This window comes from Vibrio sp. 10N.261.51.F11 (assembly GCF_041471665.1).
Classification (GTDB): Bacteria; Pseudomonadota; Gammaproteobacteria; order Enterobacterales; family Vibrionaceae; genus Vibrio; species Vibrio crassostreae_C.
The window spans coordinates 38,562-58,697 of sequence record NZ_JBFROW010000025.1 but is presented as its reverse complement, the minus strand read 5'-3'; the positions used below and the strand labels follow the sequence as shown (position 1 = coordinate 58,697).

General features: G+C 45.3%; 19 protein-coding genes. 14 read left to right on the top strand and 5 right to left on the bottom strand.

Going from position 1 to position 20,136, the window contains the following annotated elements; all coding sequences use genetic code 11:
* Positions 1 to 22: 22 nt before the first annotated feature.
* Entirely contained in the window at positions 23 to 1,756 is a 1,734-nt protein-coding gene (argS, locus tag AB4351_RS08425) for an arginine--tRNA ligase (protein WP_372125648.1), read from the bottom strand.
* A gap of 347 nt (positions 1,757 to 2,103) precedes the next feature.
* Here argS and AB4351_RS08420 point away from each other — a divergent pair, with 347 nt between their 5' ends.
* Complete coding sequence (locus tag AB4351_RS08420; RefSeq protein WP_017070298.1) at positions 2,104 to 2,700, top strand: VOC family protein; 597 nt, start codon at positions 2,104 to 2,106, stop codon at positions 2,698 to 2,700.
* Between the two features lie 315 nt (positions 2,701 to 3,015).
* Here the strand turns inward: AB4351_RS08420 and purU are convergent, their stop codons facing one another.
* The gene (gene purU, locus AB4351_RS08415; RefSeq protein WP_029235131.1) at positions 3,016 to 3,849 is read right to left on the bottom strand and encodes a formyltetrahydrofolate deformylase; all 834 of its coding nucleotides are present in this window, start codon (positions 3,847 to 3,849) and stop codon (positions 3,016 to 3,018) included.
* Between the two features lie 301 nt (positions 3,850 to 4,150).
* On the opposite strand from purU, the gene AB4351_RS08410 reads away from it, so the two are divergent.
* The 8 genes from AB4351_RS08410 to rnd all read left to right on the top strand — a co-directional run bounded on the left by AB4351_RS08410 (position 4,151) and on the right by rnd (position 12,160).
* Entirely contained in the window at positions 4,151 to 4,351 is a 201-nt protein-coding gene (locus tag AB4351_RS08410; protein ID WP_372125646.1) for a hypothetical protein, read from the top strand.
* Between the two features lie 160 nt (positions 4,352 to 4,511).
* Positions 4,512 to 6,440, top strand: a complete 1,929-nt coding sequence (locus tag AB4351_RS08405; protein WP_372125644.1) for an ATP-dependent DNA helicase — start codon at positions 4,512 to 4,514, stop codon at positions 6,438 to 6,440.
* Positions 6,441 to 6,499: 59 nt separating this feature from the next.
* Positions 6,500 to 7,201: a tRNA (adenosine(37)-N6)-threonylcarbamoyltransferase complex dimerization subunit type 1 TsaB gene (gene tsaB / locus AB4351_RS08400; RefSeq protein ID WP_102450867.1), complete on the top strand. Its 702-nt coding sequence runs from the start codon at positions 6,500 to 6,502 to the stop codon at positions 7,199 to 7,201.
* A 91-nt stretch (positions 7,202 to 7,292) separates the two neighbouring features.
* A complete protein-coding gene (locus AB4351_RS08395) occupies positions 7,293 to 7,598 on the top strand; it encodes a hypothetical protein (protein WP_017074520.1) in 306 nt (101 codons plus the stop codon).
* A gap of 39 nt (positions 7,599 to 7,637) precedes the next feature.
* Entirely contained in the window at positions 7,638 to 8,198 is a 561-nt protein-coding gene (locus tag AB4351_RS08390; RefSeq protein WP_372125642.1) for a Slp family lipoprotein, read from the top strand.
* Between the two features lie 47 nt (positions 8,199 to 8,245).
* Positions 8,246 to 9,097, top strand: coding sequence for an alpha/beta fold hydrolase (locus tag AB4351_RS08385; RefSeq protein WP_372125641.1), 852 nt, complete (start codon positions 8,246 to 8,248; stop codon positions 9,095 to 9,097).
* 106 nt (positions 9,098 to 9,203) lie between these two features.
* Positions 9,204 to 10,898: a long-chain-fatty-acid--CoA ligase FadD gene (fadD, locus tag AB4351_RS08380; protein ID WP_017062375.1), complete on the top strand. Its 1,695-nt coding sequence runs from the start codon at positions 9,204 to 9,206 to the stop codon at positions 10,896 to 10,898.
* 143 nt (positions 10,899 to 11,041) lie between these two features.
* The gene (rnd, locus tag AB4351_RS08375) at positions 11,042 to 12,160 is read left to right on the top strand and encodes a ribonuclease D (RefSeq protein ID WP_017062374.1); all 1,119 of its coding nucleotides are present in this window, start codon (positions 11,042 to 11,044) and stop codon (positions 12,158 to 12,160) included.
* A 129-nt stretch (positions 12,161 to 12,289) separates the two neighbouring features.
* Here rnd and minE read toward each other — a convergent pair whose 3' ends face one another.
* From minE to minC, 3 genes are read right to left on the bottom strand one after another with little or no spacing between them, the layout of a single operon-like run.
* Positions 12,290 to 12,553, bottom strand: coding sequence for a cell division topological specificity factor MinE (gene minE, locus AB4351_RS08370; RefSeq protein ID WP_010436847.1), 264 nt, complete (start codon positions 12,551 to 12,553; stop codon positions 12,290 to 12,292).
* Between the two features lie 6 nt (positions 12,554 to 12,559).
* Positions 12,560 to 13,372, bottom strand: coding sequence for a septum site-determining protein MinD (minD, locus tag AB4351_RS08365; RefSeq protein ID WP_009848498.1), 813 nt, complete (start codon positions 13,370 to 13,372; stop codon positions 12,560 to 12,562).
* Positions 13,373 to 13,393: 21 nt separating this feature from the next.
* Positions 13,394 to 14,056: a septum site-determining protein MinC gene (minC, locus tag AB4351_RS08360; RefSeq protein ID WP_017063419.1), complete on the bottom strand. Its 663-nt coding sequence runs from the start codon at positions 14,054 to 14,056 to the stop codon at positions 13,394 to 13,396.
* A 219-nt stretch (positions 14,057 to 14,275) separates the two neighbouring features.
* Between minC and AB4351_RS08355 the strand changes: the two genes are divergently transcribed.
* The 5 genes from AB4351_RS08355 to AB4351_RS08335 all read left to right on the top strand — a co-directional run bounded on the left by AB4351_RS08355 (position 14,276) and on the right by AB4351_RS08335 (position 20,065).
* Positions 14,276 to 14,566 (top strand): YcgL domain-containing protein, encoded by a 291-nt coding sequence (locus AB4351_RS08355; protein ID WP_017062372.1) that lies wholly within the window; start codon positions 14,276 to 14,278, stop codon positions 14,564 to 14,566.
* Positions 14,567 to 14,596: 30 nt separating this feature from the next.
* On the top strand, positions 14,597 to 15,595 hold the full coding sequence (locus AB4351_RS08350) for a lytic transglycosylase domain-containing protein (RefSeq protein ID WP_372125639.1): 999 nt from the start codon (positions 14,597 to 14,599) through the stop codon (positions 15,593 to 15,595).
* 135 nt (positions 15,596 to 15,730) lie between these two features.
* Entirely contained in the window at positions 15,731 to 16,651 is a 921-nt protein-coding gene (locus AB4351_RS08345) for a LysR substrate-binding domain-containing protein (RefSeq protein WP_017067671.1), read from the top strand.
* A 205-nt stretch (positions 16,652 to 16,856) separates the two neighbouring features.
* Entirely contained in the window at positions 16,857 to 18,056 is a 1,200-nt protein-coding gene (locus tag AB4351_RS08340; RefSeq protein WP_017070735.1) for a NupC/NupG family nucleoside CNT transporter, read from the top strand.
* Positions 18,057 to 18,250: 194 nt separating this feature from the next.
* The gene (locus AB4351_RS08335; RefSeq protein WP_372110561.1) at positions 18,251 to 20,065 is read left to right on the top strand and encodes a cation:proton antiporter; all 1,815 of its coding nucleotides are present in this window, start codon (positions 18,251 to 18,253) and stop codon (positions 20,063 to 20,065) included.
* Positions 20,066 to 20,136: the final 71 nt, after the last annotated feature.

The following is a 20,136-nucleotide window of genomic DNA, read 5'->3' as shown; positions in this document are numbered from 1 at the left end:
CGAATCTCGAATCTCGAATCGCTTACATGCGCTCTAGAGTGTCGATACCTAGAAGCGATAGACCTTGCTTGATCGTCTTCGCTGTTAGTGCAGCAAGCTTCAGACGGCTCTGCTTAACAGCTTTTTCTTCAGCAACTAGGATAGGGCAAGCTTCGTAGAAGCTAGAGAATTGACCAGCTAGTTCGAATAGGTAGCTACACATGATGTGTGGTTGACCTTCACGAGCAACAGACTGTACTGCTTCTTCAAACTGTAGAAGTTTCGCGATAAGCGCTTTCTCTTTCTCTTCAGTGATTTTGATTTCACCTTCAAGCGAGTCCATAGAAATGCCAGCTTTAGCAAATACAGAAGCAACACGAGTGTATGCGTACTGCATGTATGGTGCTGTGTTGCCTTCGAATGCAAGCATGTTGTCCCAATCGAACACGTAGTCAGTAGTGCGGTGCTTAGAAAGGTCTGCGTACTTAACCGCTGCCATAGCAACAGTGTTCGCGATCGCTTTCTTCTCGTCTTCTGCTAGTTCTGGGTTCTTAGATTCGATTAGCTGCGCTGCACGAACTTCGGCTTCATCAAGAAGATCAGCAAGACGAACAGTACCGCCTGCACGAGTCTTGAATGGTTTACCGTCTTTACCTAGCATCATGCCGAATGCGTGGTGCTCAAGAGAAACAGATTCTGGGATGTAACCTGCTTTACGAACGATAGTCCAAGCTTGCATTAGGTGCTGGTGTTGACGTGAGTCGATGAAGTAAAGAACGCGGTCTGCGCCTAGTTCTTCAAAACGGTATTTTGCACAAGCAATGTCGGTTGTTGTGTAAAGGAAGCCGCCGTCGCGTTTCTGGATGATAACGCCCATTGGGTCACCATCTTTGTTTTTGTATTCGTCTAGGAATACAACTTGTGCGCCGTCATCTTCTTTAGCAAGACCTTGCTCTTTCAGATCCGCAACAATAGTTGGAAGCATGTGGTTGTACATGCTTTCGCCCATTACGTCATCACGTGTTAGAGACACGTTTAGACGATCGTAGTTGCGTTGGTTTTGAATCATTGTTACGTCAACAAGCTTCTTCCACATCTCTGCGCAGAACTCGTCGCCGCTTTGCAGTTTAACAACGTAGCCACGTGCTTTAACTGCGAACTCTTCGTCTTCATCGTAGAGCTTTTTAGATTCACGGTAGAAGCCTTCAAGGTCAGCAAGTTCCATTGAAACTTCACCAGACTCAGCCTGAACGCGCTCAAGGTTTGCGATAAGCATACCGAATTGAGTACCCCAGTCACCGATGTGGTTAGCGCGGATAACGTTGTGGCCTAGAAATTCTAGAGTACGAACTACTGCATCACCGATGATAGTTGAACGTAGGTGACCAACGTGCATTTCTTTAGCAACGTTTGGCGCAGAGTAATCCGCAACAATAGTTTGCGTTTCAGCAACGGCAACACCAAGGCGAGAGTCAGCCAATGCTGCGTCTGCTTGTTTGGCTAGGAAAGCTTCATCTAGGAAGATGTTTAGGAAACCCGGACCTGCGATTTCAACTTTAGACGCGATACCGTCTAGGTTTAGAACGTCCAATACTTTTTGAGCAAATTCTCGTGGGTTAGTGCCTAGTCGTTTAGCAACGCCCATAACGCCGTTTGCTTGGTAGTCACCAAACTGTGGTTTTGCAGATTGACGAACAGCAGCAGGAGAGCCTGCAGGTGCGCCAGCGGCTTCTAGAGCCTGAGATACTTTGTCATTAATAAGTGCTTGGATATTCACACGCGTTTCCTTCAATTCAAGGATGATAAGAGTGGCCGTTAATTCTTGGTCATTAAATTGGTTAATTATGCTTCTAGTTAACGATTTAATGCCAAAATCAGCAGCAGACTCTGTTTAAGTTCACAGAAATGGCGGTAATCATACCAATTTTGTGCGGTTTCTTATAGGTCGAATTGATAGAAAATTAACATTTCCTGAGTGGTTTTTGACAATCGACTTTTAGCAAGACGCGTTTGCATGTTTAAGGAGCGAAAAGAACATAGTTATTGAGTGTTTTTTGTAAAAGCAACGCTTGTTGCAAAAGGCAAAACTGATAACATGCAGCCATTATTTGGAGAACACAGACAATGATGATGAGCCTGAAGCAAGCTGAACTAGAACCACAACAAATGATCGCCCGCCTTGATACTTTTATGGCAAAAATCGAGAGCCTAGGAAATACATTAGGTTTGGATTTAAGCTTTGCTCAAGCGGATCATATTGCGCTGCGAATCAATGACACTGAGCTAGCGAAATCTGCCCATCAAGCGTGGTCTGAGTACGGCTCTATGATTTCTGAGGCGATGATTAATGGTCGTCCAATTGTGGTGTTGGCTTTCGATGAACCCTTGCAAAGCCTTGGCTGGAAAATTGAATGTTTGGAGCTGCCATATCCAGCAGAAGGTAAGATTTACCCAAGCCAAGATTGGGAACATGTAGAGTTTGTGATTCCTTCTCATGCCCAAACAGCTGATGAGTATCTAGCGGATCTTAAAGAAACTTACCCGCAGTTCGCTGCTAACTTTGAAACGCTGGGTGAGCAAGGCGTTAAGATCAAACTCTCTAGCCCGAAAGGCGAGGGTGAACGCTTGAATAACCCAACAGTGGCTTTTAAACATCAAGGGATTTGCATCAAGCTGCATCCACACTCTTTGAAGAAGATTGTGGAATCAGAACAGGCTTAATTTGAATAGAGAGTTGCTAGGAAAGAGATTCCTGATCTCGCCTTGGCTCGTCGGAATGACGGGGTGTTCGATGAAATTTTCCAGAGTCTATCTTTGGATAGTGACAGACTGAGCGTTCGAGAGCGTATGTTAGAGCCTATAGCTCGAAGGTTCATCACCGAGTTCGTCATTCCCGATAGCGACGAAGGAGCGTAGTCGGGAATCTCTCAAAGCGAGTCTGATCATCAGATACAAAAAACGCGCGATGGGCTTTCCCTATTGCGCGTTTTTTATTGGGTTCTAACTGGAAGTCTTACCGGAAATCGAATATCCGATTTACAGAATTACAGTCTTGTTGCCGTAAACAAACACATGATCATTGATCACCTTGTTTAACGCCTTACTTAATACATTCTTCTCTACGTCACGACCGGCTTGTGCCATGTCTTTCGCGCTGAAGTTGTGATCCACAGGGATAACATCTTGCTTGATGATTGGACCTTCATCCAAATCATTCGTCACAAAGTGTGCCGTTGCGCCAATGATCTTCACGCCGCGCTCATACGCTTGTTGGTATGGCTTCGCGCCAATAAATGCTGGCAAGAAGCTGTGGTGGATATTGATGATCTTGTGGTGGTATTTTTCAACAAAACCTGGTGTCAGCACTCGCATGTACTTAGCCAAAACAAGGTAATCCGCCTCGTACTGGTCAATCACTTCTAGCATCTTCTTCTCATGTTCTTCACGGTTTAGCCCTTCGTGAGAAACATGGTGGTAAGGGATGTCAAAACGCTCGGTTAGGCTTTGTAGAATGTCGTAGTTACCGACAACGGCCGCAATTTCAACGTCTAAGCTGCCATCGAAGTTCTTCATTAGAATGTCGCCAAGGCAGTGTGCTTCCTTGGTCACGAGTATCACAACACGCTTGCGAGACGAATCAACAAGCTTACGTTTCGTATTTGGTGGCAGGGCTTGATCTAAATCGGCAAGTAAGGTTTCGTCATTGAAATACCCTTCAAGCTCGGTGCGCATAAAGAAGTGGCCACTTGTGTTATCTACGAACTCATTGTTGTGAATAATATTGAGTTGGTGCTTATAACAAATATTGGTGATCTTAGAGATGAGGCCGGGGGCATCAGTACAATGTGTTAGTAAAGTTTTTCTTTCCATTTGCATCTTACTTCCATGAAATGTTGCACTTATTATATGAAATCGGGATTCTTCAAATTTAATGCAGGCCGTCGAACGGTGAACTGAGCCGCAATATCACCGTTATAATTAATCTATTATCAAGTTGGTTTCAACAAATTCTGCTGCTCATTTATCGCTTTGATAAATTGTTTGATATAGAAATATCAGTTTTTAGATAGAAAAACAGGCAGAAGCTTCATTTTTAAAAGTTTTGACCGTAGTACGCATTTGAACTTCAACCGAGGCATTTACGCCTTGGCCAAAAATAGAGGTGATACTTATGGATAAAGAGTTACTAGCCAAAAAACTGTACTGCAAGCGAGTGAATTCATTGGCGAGAGGTACCGAATTAGATGGTCATGTTCTAGATGAAATGTGGGAAAGTAAGACCTCACCAACCGATGCAGCGAAAGCCATACAGCCTGGTGATAACCATTTTGCAGGTGCTCCTTGGCTATCACGTTATCTCAGTCGAAAATAAAAACGATTCTCTAATTCCTACTTCTTCAATTCTTACCTTCAAGGTAACTTAAGCCACGTCAAGCCAAACCAAACACCTCCGGTGCGAAGTCATTCTTGATTCGCGCCGGCTCACTAAACCTGCCATAATTCTCCTTCTCTTTTTCTAAACTTCGTACTCTATGATATCTAAAACGTTTTCTGCTGATGGCGCTCTGGGCAAAGCTATCCCTGGGTTTCAACCAAGACAAGCTCAGTTGGACATGGCTGAGGCGGTCTCACAGGCCATTGAGCAACAAAGCCAATTGGTTGTTGAGGCGGGGACAGGTACCGGTAAGACGTTTGCTTACCTAGTACCGGCGCTGCTGAGTGGCAAGAAAACTATTATCAGTACGGGGTCTAAAAACCTTCAAGAGCAGTTGTTTCATCGTGATTTACCATTAATGGTCGATGCGCTTGGTTTTTATGGTCAGGTTGCTCTGCTGAAAGGTCGCTCAAACTATTTGTGTTTAGACAGGCTCAGTCGCCAGATGATCGAAAGTCATGGCACTCATACCGATCCAACGCTGTTAGCTCAGTTGGTTAAAGTGCGCAGCTGGTCGTCAGCGACTCAAACTGGCGATTTAGGTGATTGCGATGATATTGCTGAAGATAGCCCAGTTATTCCAACCATTACCTCGACTAACGACAACTGTTTAGGCAAAGAATGCCCAAGCTACACTGATTGCTTTGTGCTTAAGGCGCGTAAAAAAGCGATGGACTCCGATGTTGTTGTAGTGAACCACCACTTGTTTCTCGCAGATTTAGCGATCAAAGAAACCGGGTTTGGTGAGCTGATACCTGAAGCCGATGTGTTTATCTTCGATGAAGCGCATCAACTTCCCGATATCGCCAGTCAGTACTTTGGACAATCGGTTTCCAGCCGGCAGATCCAAGAACTAGCCAAAGACATTGAAATCGCTTACCGCACTGAAGCCAAAGACATGCGTCAGCTGCAAAAGGTTGGCGAGAGGCTAATTCAATCAGCTGCTGACCTACGTATTGTGCTCGGCGACACCGGCTTTCGTGGTAACTGGCGCGAAGCTTTGAAATCCGAGTCGATTGCACGCGAGTTAGTTCGTTTGCAAGATGCTCTGCAACTTGCTGTTGATGTATTGAAGTTAGCACTTGGGCGAAGCCAGCTGTTAGATACCGCTTTCGAACGCGCAAATATGATTAAGTCGCGTATCGAACGTGTGTGCGATGTGTCGATCACTGGCTATTCGTATTGGTATGACACTACACCGCGCCACTTTGCTCTGCATATCACACCGCTTTCTGTCGCCGATAAATTCCACGAACAGATTGAGCTGAAGCCGGGCGCATGGGTGTTTACCTCAGCAACCTTGGCGGTGTCGGATGATTTCGAACACTTTACTTCTCGATTAGGGTTAAAACCGTCGGCACAGTTTTCACTGCCGAGCCCGTTTGATTATCCGAATCAAGCGCGCTTGTGTGTGCCTCGTTATCTTCCAGAACCGAATAGCCCCGGTCTCGCGGATAAGCTAGTAAGAATGCTGACTCCTGTGATTGAGCAAAACCAAGGCCGCTGTTTCTTCTTGTGTACTTCACACAGCATGATGAAAGAGTTGGGGGAGCGATTCCGTGAAACCCTCTCGGTTCCCGTTCTATTGCAAGGTGAGACAAGTAAGCAAAAAACCTTAGCCGAATTCATGGAATTAGGTAACGCATTGCTGGTGGCTACAGGTGCTTTCTGGGAGGGGATAGATGTTAGGGGCGACGCATTAAGCTGTGTTATCATCGATAAATTGCCCTTTACAGCCCCTGATGACCCTTTACTTAAGGCTCGAATCGAGGACTGTAAGCTAAAAGGGGGTGATCCTTTTGCACAAGTACAGTTGCCAGACGCTGTGATTACCTTGAAACAAGGTGTCGGCCGATTGATACGTGACAAGCGCGATAATGGTGCTTTGATTATTTGCGATAACCGATTGGTGACTCGCGATTACGGTGGTGTGTTTTTGGCGAGTTTACCGCCTATCCCTCGTACACGTGACTTAGGGGTCATTAAAGAATTCTTAGCTAAAGACCATTCAACCGCTGCTGATTAATTGGCATTGTTGAGTTTAGCCATTATTTTTAGATTAGATAACAGATATTTGAGACACAAATGAGCGCGAAAATTCTTGCAGTAGATACCGCAACTGAAAACTGTTCAGTTGCATTAGTAATGGGTGACCAGGTGTTCGCACGTAGCGAAGAGGCTCCTCGAGACCATACGAAAAAAATTCTACCTATGGTTGATGAAGTACTGAAAGAAGCGAATGTCGCTTTAACCGATATCGACGCAATCGCGTTTGGCCAAGGCCCAGGCAGTTTCACGGGTGTGCGTATTGGTATCGGTATTGCTCAAGGCTTGGCTTTTGGTGCTGATTTACCGATGATCGGTGTGTCTACACTGGCCGCGATGGCGCAAGGCAGCTACCGTAAATTTGGTGAAACTCACGTAGCTACAGCGATTGATGCTCGCATGAGTGAAGTATATTGGGCTCGTTACAGCCGTGAAGACGATGGTCGTTGGACTGCGGTTGATGCGGAATGTGTCACGCCTCCAAGCGAATTAGCTGCGCAGCTTGAAGCGGATTCTGAGATATGGGCAAAAGTCGGCACCGGTTGGGAAGCGTATGCAGAGCACATGGACACACTAGCGATTAACACCAAAGCGTGTGAAGTCCTGTTTCCAGAAGCCCAAGACATGGCGTTCCTTGCTCAATTTGCTTACGCAGAAGGTAAAGCGGTTGCAGCAGAAGAGTCTGAGCCTGTTTATCTTCGTGATAAAGTGACGTGGAAAAAACTGCCAGGTCGAGAGTAAATACGTATTATTTTGGCTTTGCATTCACTTTGCAGAGCCAAAATAAAAACAGATCCACAATCATTAACATCAGGTAATAAACTCTTTAAGCATGGTTTCAATAAACGGCTTACCTCCTTCTTCGATAGGCAATACATCCAAAACCAATCGAACCAACAAAAAGAACGAGGTAAAAAAAGGCGATGCAAAAACCTCAGTTGGTCAGCCAACTAAGGTCGCGAATGCTGTCTCGCATTCGATTCGCCAAGTCAAAGAATCTGAGATTCACAAAGCTCAGGTTCAATATGATCTTCCAGAAGGGCGTGGACGACGTGCGATGGAGGAGTATATGGACGTGATGAATCAAGCTAAAAAAGAGGAACTTGCGAAGCTTATTGGGGTCGATATTTATATCTAGCTTTGTGCTTTCATTTATCCTTTTCTAAGGACCAGCATTATGTTTTCTCTCATTTCTAAATCTCGCTTATTTTTCCTTGTCGTCTTCTCTTCGATGGTGATGGGTTGCTCATCTCTACCAGAAGAACTTAATGCAAACTCTGAACAGGTGGTAACTGACTACCAAGAGTGGGTAAACACAGTGCCAGACGCTGGTGATGTTCGTTTAGGTGGTGTGATTGCTAAAGTCACTAACTTACAAGATAAGACTCGTGTTGAAGTGGTTAACTTGCCTATCTCAAGCAACGGTAAGCCAGATATTGATGCCGAGCCAAAAGGGCGTTTTGTTGGTTACATTGATGGTTACGTAGAACCTTTGAGCTTTGCTGAAGGCCGTTTAGTCACCTTGGTTGGAACATCAAGTGGTACTGAAGATGGCACCGTTGGTGATTACCCTTATACCTTCCCAGTAATGAATGTCTACAACCAACGTTTATGGCAGATCACCGAGCGAGTGGTCATCAACGACTTTGCGCCAACCTACTACTCTTGCCGCAGTTTGCATTGTCGCAGCTTTCAAACCATGCCTAAGTCAGGCCGTGTGATTCAAGATGTGGAATAGTCGAACCTGAAATCGACACACTAAACGATAGGGACACCATACAATCAATGATTGAAAAGTCATATTCCCTTGCGAGCGGGACGCTTGCAACACAACAGATTGGCAACTCAAAAACGACCGCAACGACGGTCGTTTTTATTCATGGTTGGCTAGATAATTCTGCAAGTTTCACTCAGGTTATGCCGCAAATAGCCAAGCTTTCTCCAGATACTCACCTCGTTGCTATCGATCTCTTCGGACACGGTTTCTCGTCGCATAAACCGGGCAGTTATTACCCATTTCACGACTATATTGATGATTTGCATCAGTTGGTGACTAAATTATCGCCAAACAGACTGGTACTGGTAGGACATTCACTTGGTGCATTGATCGCAAGTTGCTATAGTGCCGCCTTTCCTGAAAAGGTGTCAGGATTAATTCAAATTGAAGGTCATGGACCTCTTTCAGAAGCTCCCCACGAAACAGTCTCTCGTTTGAGAGATGGGGTACTCAGTCGTCTTCGACAGCGAAGAAAGCCTTCACGTCCTCTGGCAAGCCTTGAGGATGCTATTAAGCTGAGAGCTCACGCCAATCAAATCAATGCTGAATTAATTGCTCCTATTGTCGAGCGAGGAATTGTCGAGTTAGATAACTCTTGGCAATGGCGATGCGACCCTAACCTAAAATGTGACTCGTTATATCGAATGTCACAGGCGCACGCTGAAGCGATCATGGCGGCTATTGAATGCCCTCAATTAATAGTTTTAGGAAATGATGGATTCCGACATTTGCAGCATAATCGCTACAAATCAGTGCATAGTCCTCTGCATATAGAGACTGTTCCTGGCGGACATCATTGTCATTTAGAGAGCCCAGAGTTAGTTTCAGAGCTAATTCTTGGTGTAGTTAACAAAATTTAAACAAGTGTTTGAGCCTTTTAGTGCTCATGCACTAAAGCTGTGCTGTAATACCGCAATGATAAAAAGCGGCGAAGCAGTCGTCAGCTGATAAACGAGGAGTAACATCGTGGATAAACCTTGGCTTTCACGTTATCCAAGTGACGTACCAGAAACGATCAACCCAGATCAGTACCCATCTCTTGTAGAAATGTTTGAACAGTCGGTACAGAAGTACGCGGACCAACCTGCATTCGAGAACATGGGCTCGATTATGACATTCCGTAAGCTTGAAGAGCGCAGCCGTGCTTTTGCCGCTTACCTACAGAATGACTTGAAACTGAAGAAGGGCGATCGCGTCGCGCTAATGATGCCAAACCTACTGCAATACCCAATTGCACTATTTGGTGTATTGCGTGCAGGTATGATTGCAGTGAACGTCAACCCACTGTACACACCTCGTGAGCTTGAACATCAACTGAACGATTCTGGTGCAAAGGCGATTGTTATCGTATCTAACTTTGCGAGCACGCTAGAGAAAGTCGTTGATAACACGCCGGTTAAACACGTTGTTCTAACTAGCCTAGGGCAAATGCTGCCACGCGCGAAAGGGACAATTGTCGACTTTGTAGTGAAATACGTAAAAGGCATGGTGCCTAAGTATGATCTGCCGGGTGCTATCTCATTCAGAAAAGCGCTGCACAAAGGTCGTCGTCTTCAATATGTGAAACCGTTCATGGCGGGTGATGACATCGCGTTCCTACAGTACACTGGTGGTACAACAGGTGTAGCGAAGGGCGCAATCCTAACGCACCGCAATATGATTGCGAACGTACTTCAAGCGAAAGGGGCTTACGGTCCTGTTCTGCAAGAAGGCCGCGAGTTGGTTGTAACGGCATTACCGCTTTACCACGTATTTGCACTGACGGTGAACTGCTTACTGTTTGTTGAGATGGGTGGTCGTAACCTTCTAATTACTAACCCTCGTGACATTCCTGGCTTTATTAAAGAGCTGCAAAAGGTTCCGTTTACCGCAATTACCGGCGTAAACACCTTGTTTAATGCGCTAGTTAATAACGAAGATTTCCACGAGTTGGATTTCAGTAACCTACGCCTATCTGTTGGCGGCGGCATGGCGGTTCAACGCGCTGTTGCTGAGCAATGGAAGAAAGCGACAGGCATTCACCTATTGGAAGGCTATGGCTTAACTGAGTGTTCACCACTGGTAACGGGTAACCCATACGACCTGAAAGACTACACAGGTGCTATCGGCCTACCAGTACCATCGACAGAAGTTCGTATTGTTGATGATGAAGGTAAGGTTATTGCTAATGACCAAGTAGGCGAGCTACAAGTTCGTGGCCCTCAAGTGATGCAAGGTTACTGGCAGCGCCCTGAAGCGACCAAAGAAGTGATCGATCAAGACGGTTGGTTATCGACAGGTGACATCGTTAAGTTTGATGACGAAGGCTTGTTGTACATCGTTGACCGTAAGAAGGACATGATTCTTGTATCAGGCTTCAACGTCTACCCGAACGAGATTGAAGACGTTGTGGCTCTGCATGGTAAAGTGCTTGAAGTAGCAGCTATCGGTCAACCTCATGAAGTGTCTGGTGAATTGGTTAAGATCTACGTTGTGAAGCGTGACCCTAGCCTGACCAAAGAAGACATTATCGCGCACTGTCGTGAGCACTTAACGGGTTACAAAATCCCTAAATTAGTCGAGTTCAGAGATGATCTTCCAAAGACTAACGTAGGTAAGATCTTACGCCGCGTACTGCGTGAAGAAAACGATGCAGAACTTGCGAAACGCGCTAGCGAATAATTAGCCCGTTTGCGCGAAAGTACTGCACCAAAACCATTGAGGCGCTTAATCTAAGCGAGCGCTGAAAAATGGTGTTAGAATGCCGACAGTTAATGTCGGCATTTTTGTATCCGGCGATCAAATAGAAACCTGTGAGAGTTTTTGTGGATTATCAAATCATTACCCAATTGAAAGACCTTGAGCGAGTTTGCCAACAAGCACGTGAAGCCGATGTCGTTATGCTTGATACGGAGTTCGTTCGTACTAGAACCTATTACCCTCAATTAGGCTTGATTCAGTTATTTGATGGTGAAACGCTGTCACTGATTGACCCTATTGCTCTTGATGACATGACACCGTTCGTTACCTTGTTGAAAGACGCATCAGTATTGAAAGTGCTGCACGCGTGCGGTGAAGATTTGGAAGTGTTCCAGAACGCATTTGGCTGTACACCAACACCAATGGTTGATACGCAGATCATGGCAGCCTTCTTAGGTCATGGTTTATCAACGGGCTTTGCTGCTCTGGTTTCAGAGTTTGTCGGTGTCGATCTCGATAAGAGTGAATCTCGCACAGACTGGCTAGCGCGTCCGCTTTCTCAAAAGCAATTGGACTACGCAGCGGCAGACGTGCATTACCTAATGCCAATGTACAACAAGCTTCTAGAAAAAGTGATGGAAGCTGGCTGGTGGGAAGCGGCTCAGCAAGAGTCTGATTTACAAGTTGCCAAGCGCATTCGTAAAGTAAACCCAGATACAGCCTACCTTGATATTAAAGGGGCGTGGCAGCTTAAACCTAAGCAATTAGCGATCTTACGACCTCTAGCAACTTGGCGTCTAAAAGAAGCAATCAAGCGCGATTTAGCGCTGAACTTTGTCTTCAAAGAACAAGACCTATGGGCTGTGGCGCGTTTTGCGATGAAAGATCCCAAGCACATGGAGCAAGAGGGTTTTGATTACCGCTCTGTGCGTCGCCATGGTGCGAAGATCAGCTCAATCGTAAAGTTAGCGGAACATACACCAGAAGAAGAGTACCCAGCACCAGTAGAACGTCTAATGGACTTCCCTGGCTACAAGCAACTGTTCAAAGTGCTGAAAGATGAAGTGAAAACAGCATCACAACACAGTGGTTTGGCGACGGAATTCTTGGCATCGAAGAAGCAACTTAACCAAATGTTAAGCTGGGTGTGGAAGCACGATCGTAACCCAGAAAAGCTGCCTGATGTTATGCAAGGCTGGCGTTTAGATGTGGTTGGCGAAAAGCTGAGTAAAGCGATCAAATAACCGCTTGCTGCTTTAAAGCCTAACTTAGTTACAGTTATAAACTGCACATACAAAAAAGAGAGCCTAGGCTCTCTTTTTTATTCAATCAATACAAGCAAGTGTATTACCTGCCAATCTTGTTCAGAAAGATTATCGATCTTCTTCTGGAAGCTTAACATTCAACTCTAACACTGAGATGTCGTCATCTTTGTGTTCAAAAGTCAGATCAACCATTGATGGATCGACCTCAACGTACTTGGCAATACACTTCAAGATGTCTTCTTTTAGTTGCGGCAGGTAAGACGGCGCTGGGTCGTCATGGCTGCGTCGTTCGGCAACAATGATCTGCAAACGTTCTTTGGCTAGGTTTGCGGTTGTCTTTTTCTGTGGTCTAAAAAACTCTAATAATGACATTGTGCATTAGCCCCCGAACAGTCGTTTGAAGATGCCTTTCTTCTGTTCCGTTAAGAAGCGGAAGTCAACTTGGCTACCCAGTAGTCGCTCTACAGTATCATTGTAAGCCATACCTGCGTCGGTTGCTTCGTCAAAGATAACTGGAACACCCTTGTTCGATGCGTTCAGTACCGCTTGGCTCTCTGGAATTACACCCAGTAGAGAGATGTGCAGGATTTCTTCAACGTCTTCAACACTGAGCATCTCACCTTGAGTTACACGTGCTGGGTTGTAGCGAGTCAATAGAAGGTGTGTTTTCACTGGCTCTAAGCCGTCTTCAGAACGACGAGATTTAGAGTCAAGAATACCTAGAATACGGTCTGAATCGCGTACTGAAGAGACTTCTGGGTTGGTGGTTACAATCGCTTCATCAGCGAAGTACAACGCCATAAGAGCGCCTTGTTCGATACCCGCAGGAGAATCACAGATGATGAAATCAAAGCCCATTTCATCCAGTTCATCAAATACACGACGAACACCATCTTTTGTTAGTGCGTCTTTATCACGAGTTTGAGAAGCAGGAAGAATGAACAGGTTCTCTGTGCGCTTGTCTTTGATCATCGCTTGGTTCAGCGTCGCTTCACCATTGATAACATTAACGAAGTCGTACACAACACGACGCTCACAACCCATGATTAAATCTAGGTTACGCAGACCGATATCAAAGTCGATAACTGCGGTTTTCTTTCCTTTTAAAGCCAGACCCGAGGCAATAGCTGCACTGGAGGTCGTTTTGCCTACCCCGCCTTTACCTGACGTTACAACGATAATGCGTGCCATTCTGTTTTCCTTTTATTTCTCTTATATTGCGAGGACATCAACGTGTAATACATCGTTTGCCATACTGAACATGGTTTTCTTCTGCCAGTACTCGCTTTCAATTTGATCGCTGAGCCAGTAATTTCCAGCAATGGAAACCAGCTCGGCTTGTAAGTCATTACAAATTATTTTTGCTTCAGTTTGACCACTTGCACCTGCAATCGCACGGCCGCGTAAAGTGCCATGAATATGGATGCTGCCATCGGCAATCACTTCCGCGCCTGCACTCACATGGCTGAGTATCAATAGATCGCCATCTTTCGCATAAACCTGCTGACCAGAACGAATAGGGGTTCTAATCACCTTGATTGGTGCCATTTTCGCTGGAGCTTGAGACGGCGACTTGCTTGCCGTCATCACCGCAAAACCGGCTTCTTTAGCGAGGTTTTGCATTCGCTTATCAGAACAGCCAGCCACACCAACCGGGATCATGCCCGCTTGAGATATACCATTTTTAAGTTGCACAAAATCGATATCGCCCGCGACTTTACTGATGTTGATAACAACAGGTGCGGCAGCGAAAAACGTAGGTGCTTGGTCTACTTTCTCTTGAAGAAAAGAGACTGCATTTTCGACTTGATCATCGGATAAGTGCAAAACAGATAGCGTAAAGCTGCTACCTTTTAGATCTGGGTTACTAGACATCGAAAAACTACAGGACCTCAATAGCGGATTGGTACAATTTCTTTATCAATAAAATAAAGGGCATTGCCTGAAACTAGGTTTATCATGTTATATTCCCAAACCAAGCACAGCAAGTAATCTTGTTGTCAAATGGACGTTTTGTTCCCAATATTTCCCTAACATAAACTATTGATCTCGCAAGTGAGAGTTTTGTAGTCATAATCAATTAAAAGGTTTGTCATGCTGTGTTCTATATATAAAAGCTCAAAGAAAGAAGGAACATACCTTTATATCCCTAAGAAGGATGATTTTTCACAAGTTCCTGACGCATTGATGCAAATGTTTGGTAAACCTAGTTTTGTAATGGTAATTAAAATGGATGGCCGTAAACTGGCTCAAGTAAACATCGAAAAAGTGAAAGAATCACTGAATACCGATGGTTTCTTTTTACAGGTTCCGCCACCACCAGTTAACGAACTTGAGCTTCATAAAGAGCGTAAAGCTCAACAGAAATCTCAAGACGAAGAGTGATAGCCACCTCAATTCAAGGAGGAGTGATCGTTGAGTAAATTTTCGAAAACCATATTGGCTGTGTCGGCATTACTATTGGGTAATAGCCTGACCATAAGTTCAGTACAAGCTGAAGAACTGAGCTTCGAGCAATATGTAGAAAAACTAAAACAACAAGGCCGTGAAGAAGGCATCTCTGAAGCGATCATTGATGAAGCCTTTGATGGTGTAACGTTTAAGCCAAGAGCGGTAAAAGCCGACAAAAACCAACCTGAGAAAAAACTGACTCTGGATGAATACATTCCACGAGCGGTTCCAGATTGGAAAGTGAAGCAAGCAAGGTCACTCTACAAGGAGCATTACACCGCGTTAAAGCGTATTGGTGATGAATATGGTGTTCAACCAAGATTCATTGTCGCGCTATGGGGCGTTGAGAGTAATTTTGGTAAGTTCACGGGCAATTACAGCGTTATCGACGCCCTAACTACCATGGCTTATGAAGGACGCCGAGAAGCTTTCTTCCGTAGCGAAGCGATGGCGGCATTGAAGATTCTTGATCAAGGCCATATTGCACCAAAAGAGATGAAAGGCTCTTGGGCTGGTGCGATGGGTCAACCTCAGTTTATGCCAAGCTCATTCTTAGCTTACGCCGCTGATGGCAGTGGTGATGGCAAGAAAGACATTTGGGGCACTGAAGAAGACGTATTTGCTTCGGCGGCCAATTATCTCAGCCAATCAGGGTGGGATGACAAATATACTTGGGGTCGTCAGGTTCATGTTCCGTCAAATGTGTCGATCGATTTACAAGGTCGAGACGAAGACAAAGCGAAATACTTAAAAGAGTGGTCTGAACTCGGTATTAAACGCTATGACGATCGCCCACTGCCAACGCTTGATGAAGACATTAAAGCTTGGTTGATAATGCCGGATGATGAAACCGGACGTTCGTACCTCATTTACAACAACTACAATGTGTTAATGAAGTGGAATCGTTCTTACTACTTTGCTTTGGCAGTAAGCCATCTAGCCGACAGAATTAAGTTTGATTAACAGACCTAAGTCGCTTTGAATAGCATTTGGCCTACCATAGGCAGAACGAACTAAAGGACTCTTCGGAGTCCTTTTTGATTTTATATTTCAGAGATTTAATAAGGTGATCTTGTGCTAACAGATAGAGCTGCACAGATGGTGATATTCCATGCGCTGATCAAGCACGAAGGCTTTACCAGTGCTGCAAAAAGCTTGAACGTTTCGGTGTCTCACATTAGTAAGCAAGTTGCTTTGCTTGAAGACTCTATTGGTATCAAGTTGGTACAACGCACCACACGTAGCTTAACGCTGACCGAAGCAGGGGAAGTGTTCTATCAGCACTGTGAGCAACTGTTTAACACGGTAAAAGCCGCTCAAATGGATATGGACAGCCAGCGTGATGACATCTCTGGAATATTGCGTGTTGGGTTGTCACAGTCATTTGGCACTTTACATATCATTCCTGCGATTGATCAGCTCAGACAACTTTATCCTCAGCTGAGAATCGAGGTTCACTTGTTTGACTACAAGGTGGATATGATTGAAGAGCGACTGGACCTATGGATCACCAACAACGAAGATCTGCCAGAAGGTTATATTGCTCAGCGATTGGCTGACAGCCAGTTTGTGGTGGCTGCATCACCGGACTATTTGATTAAGGCCGGGACGCCACATGTGCCTTCTGATCTGATTGACCATAACTGTCTTATCTATCGCAGCCGTGAACGAGATTACACCTCGTGGGCATTTGATAATGGCCAAGAGAACCTTAGCGTTAAAGTAGCGGGTGATTACTCGGTGGATCTAGCTGAGGCCGTGCGAGACGCAGCCGTATCAGGGTGGGGTGTGGCTTACTTAGCAACTTACTTAGTAAAAGAAGAGTTTAGAACGGGCAAATTAATCCAAGTTTTGCCGGAATGGAGAGCGAGTCAATTAATGCCATTCTATGCCGTTTACCCGAGCCGAAAGAATATGCCGAAGAAGCTTTCGGCAGTGATTGAGTTCATTAAAGATCATATCGGGTCGCCGACGTATTGGGACAAAAACCTCAAAACTTGCGTTGAACTGCATCGCTAACTGTTTCCTAATCTATAAATATAATTTCCATATGGAAAAAGTACGCTTTTTAATCAAAGTTAATTATTAAAATTCAATAACTTAATTATACTCATAGTTAAATCGTGATTACCCCAACATCACATTAACAACCTCAGCTTGCCGCAAACGATTTCCTCTATAGAATGCGTCGCCTTTCCTACCTACAACTTTTAGGTTGACGCACATGGCTTCGCTACTTGGAATTATCACTATTTTAGTTGCCGCTTGGTTACTATCTACGGACAGAAAAAATATTCCACTAAGAACAGTCTCTTTGGCTTTCTTATTACAAATCTCATTCGCGCTGTTGGTTCTGTATGTACCAATGGGTAAAGAAGCGTTGAATGCAGCCACAGGTGCGGTATCTAGCTTGATCAACTACGGTCAAGAGGGGATTAACTTCCTATTTGGTGGCCTAACGAATAACGGATTTGTTTTCGCGATTAACGTTCTAGGCATCATTATCTTTTTCTCTGCACTGATCTCTGGTTTGTACCACATCGGCTTTATGCCAAAGGTGATCAACCTTATCGGTGGCGCACTACAAAAGTTTTTGGGCACAGGTCGTGCGGAGTCACTGTCTGCGACTGCAAACATTTTCGTTGGCATGATTGAAGCTCCATTGGTGGTTAAGCCTTACTTGAAGCACATGACGGATTCACAACTGTTTGCTGTGATGGTGTGTGGTTTGGCTTCTGTCGCTGGTGGTACGCTAGTGGGTTACGCATCGCTTGGCGTTGATCTAAATTACCTGATCGCAGCTGCATTTATGTCTGCACCTGCTGGCCTATTGATGGCTAAGATCTTAGTACCAGGTAGCGCAGATGACGCTCAAGAAAATATTGAGTCTGACGTTGAAATTCCACGAGCAACAAACGTAGTTGAGGCAATGGCAGATGGGGCTATGTCTGGACTTCGTATTGCCGTTGCGGTGGGGGCGACACTACTTGCCTTTATCAGTGTGATTGCAATGCTGAATGGCTTGCTAGGTATTGTTGGTGGTTGGTTTGGCGTAAACCTAAGCTTCGAACTTCTACTAGGTTATGTGTTCGCACCCGTTGCATGGCTGATCGGTGTGCCGTGGTCTGAGGCTGTGGTTGCGGGCTCATTGATCGGTAACAAGATTGTCGTGAACGAGTTCGTGGCTTTCATCCAACTAATGGATGCTAAAGAGGCGCTAAGTGAGCACTCGCAAGCGATCGTAACTTTCGCTCTATGTGGCTTTGCTAACATCTCTACCATGGCGATTCTTATCGGTGGCTTAGGTAGCTTGGTACCAGAGCGTCGCTCTTTCATCTCACAATACGGCTTTAAAGCGATTTGTGCAGGTGTGTTTGCTAACCTAATGAGTGCCGCGATTGCTGGCGTGGTACTTTCACTGTAAGTACCTAGTTTAATCATTAAGCACCGAGTGGATGAGTCAGTCACTTTATTTCCCCTATAGTAAAGTGACTGATTAATCACAATAATATTCGGTCAGCACGAAAAAGAGAGCCTATAGTTTAATGACGTAGGCTTTCTTGTTTTAGCAAATAGGTTTGTATCACAGGGTGTGGCACAAATTATTTAGGGGCATAAATGGATTTGTCGATTACTTCTTCTTTGGCGCTAATTGGACTCTTGTCTTTAGCCTGTCAGCTTCTGGGCTGGCGTTTGCGTCTTCCCGCTATTCTCCCTCTTCTCATTGTCGGCCTGCTATTGGGCCCCGGTTTAAATGTCCTTAACCCAGATGCCATTTTTGGCGAAGTGCTATTTCCGCTGATTTCATTAGGTGTTGCCATCATTCTGTTTGAAGGCGCATTGACGCTTAATTTCAAGGAGATCAGAGGCCATGGTCGCATGGTGACTCATCTAGTGAGTGTCGGCATGCTGATTACATGGGCGTGTATCGTGGTCGGTGCTTATTACTTTGTTAACTTTAATTGGCCATTAGCGGCGCTATTCGGAGCCTTGGTAGTGGTGACGGGCCCGACAGTGATTGTGCCTATGCTGCGTAGTATTCAGCCCAAAGCTTCTCTTGGCAGCATTTTGCGATGGGAAGGGATAGTAATTGATCCGATTGGCGCTCTGTTTGCGGTTCTCGTCTACGAGTACATTGTTTCTTCTGCCGACCCTACCGGACACGTTCTGTCAGCTCTGGGCCTGACGTTAGTCATAGGTTTAGGCTTAGGGATCATCGGTGGCCATTTGATTGCCAAGATGCTGCAAGGGCATTGGGTACCGCACTATTTACGTAATGTGGCTGTGCTGACGCTAATGTTGGCGGCGTTCTCGTTTTCTAATGATCTGAGTGAAGAATCGGGTTTATTAACCGTGACCATCATGGGGATCTGGCTTGCCAACGTGAAGGGCTTGGATATCGAAGACATCATCGAATTCAAAGAAACCCTGACCGTGTTACTTATTTCTGCGTTGTTTATTCTGTTAGCGAGCAGGCTCGACTCCGGAACCTTCCTCTCGATAGGTTGGGGTGGGGTTGGCTTGTTAGCGGTAGTGATGCTGGTGGCGCGTCCTTTGAGTGTGTGGATCAGCGGGATCGGCACGGATCTTACCTCTGCGGATAAATGGTTTTTGAGCTGGATGGCACCGCGCGGGATCGTTGCAGCCGCGGTTTCTTCTCTGTTTGCAATCAAACTTCAAGAGAAGCAATTAATTGAAGGCGCAGATTTACTGGTGCCAATGGTGTTCTTGGTCATCATCGGTACGGTTGTGATTCAGAGCCTTACCGCGAGTTGGTGGGCGAGAAGGCTAGGGGTCACTCAAGAGAAAGCGCAAGGCGTTATCTTCTTTGGTGCGACTCAGTTTTCACGCCAGTTTGCCAAAGTGTTGGCGACACACAACATCAACAGTGTGCTTGCCGATACCAACTGGGAAAGCATTCGCTTAGCGCGCATGGAAAACTTGAATGTTTATTTTGGTAACCCAGCTTCGAGCCACGCTGAAAATAATCTGGAATTGGATGGAATAGGGCGTGCGATGATCGTGTCGCCTTATCGTCAAACCAACCCGTTAGTTAGCATGCACTATCAAGACGAGTTTGGTGAGAATAAGGTGTTTGAGCTTGAATCCTCAGAGAATAAACATGAAAGGCACCAAGTGAGCCGCGATGGCAATAGAAGTCTGTTTTCGGAAGGGATCACCTATTCTAAGCTTAACTCGTTGATGGCTCAGGGTAGCCAAATTAAAAGTACAGGTTTGACCGAGGCATTTGATTTAAAAGAGTTTAACGCTTTATATCCTAAAGCCATTCCTCTTGGGGTGATTAATGGCGGTGATTTCCGTTTAATTACACAAGGATCTGAGTTGGAAAAACTCATATCAACGGAGTGTGAGCTTATTAGTTTATTACCGCCTTCTGAACAGACGGAAAAAGTCGAGACTCCAGATAAGTAGCAACGAGCACTTCATCAAAAGCGAGTCACCCCGTTGTAAAAACGAATAGCTAAGTACCAAAGCATCAAAAA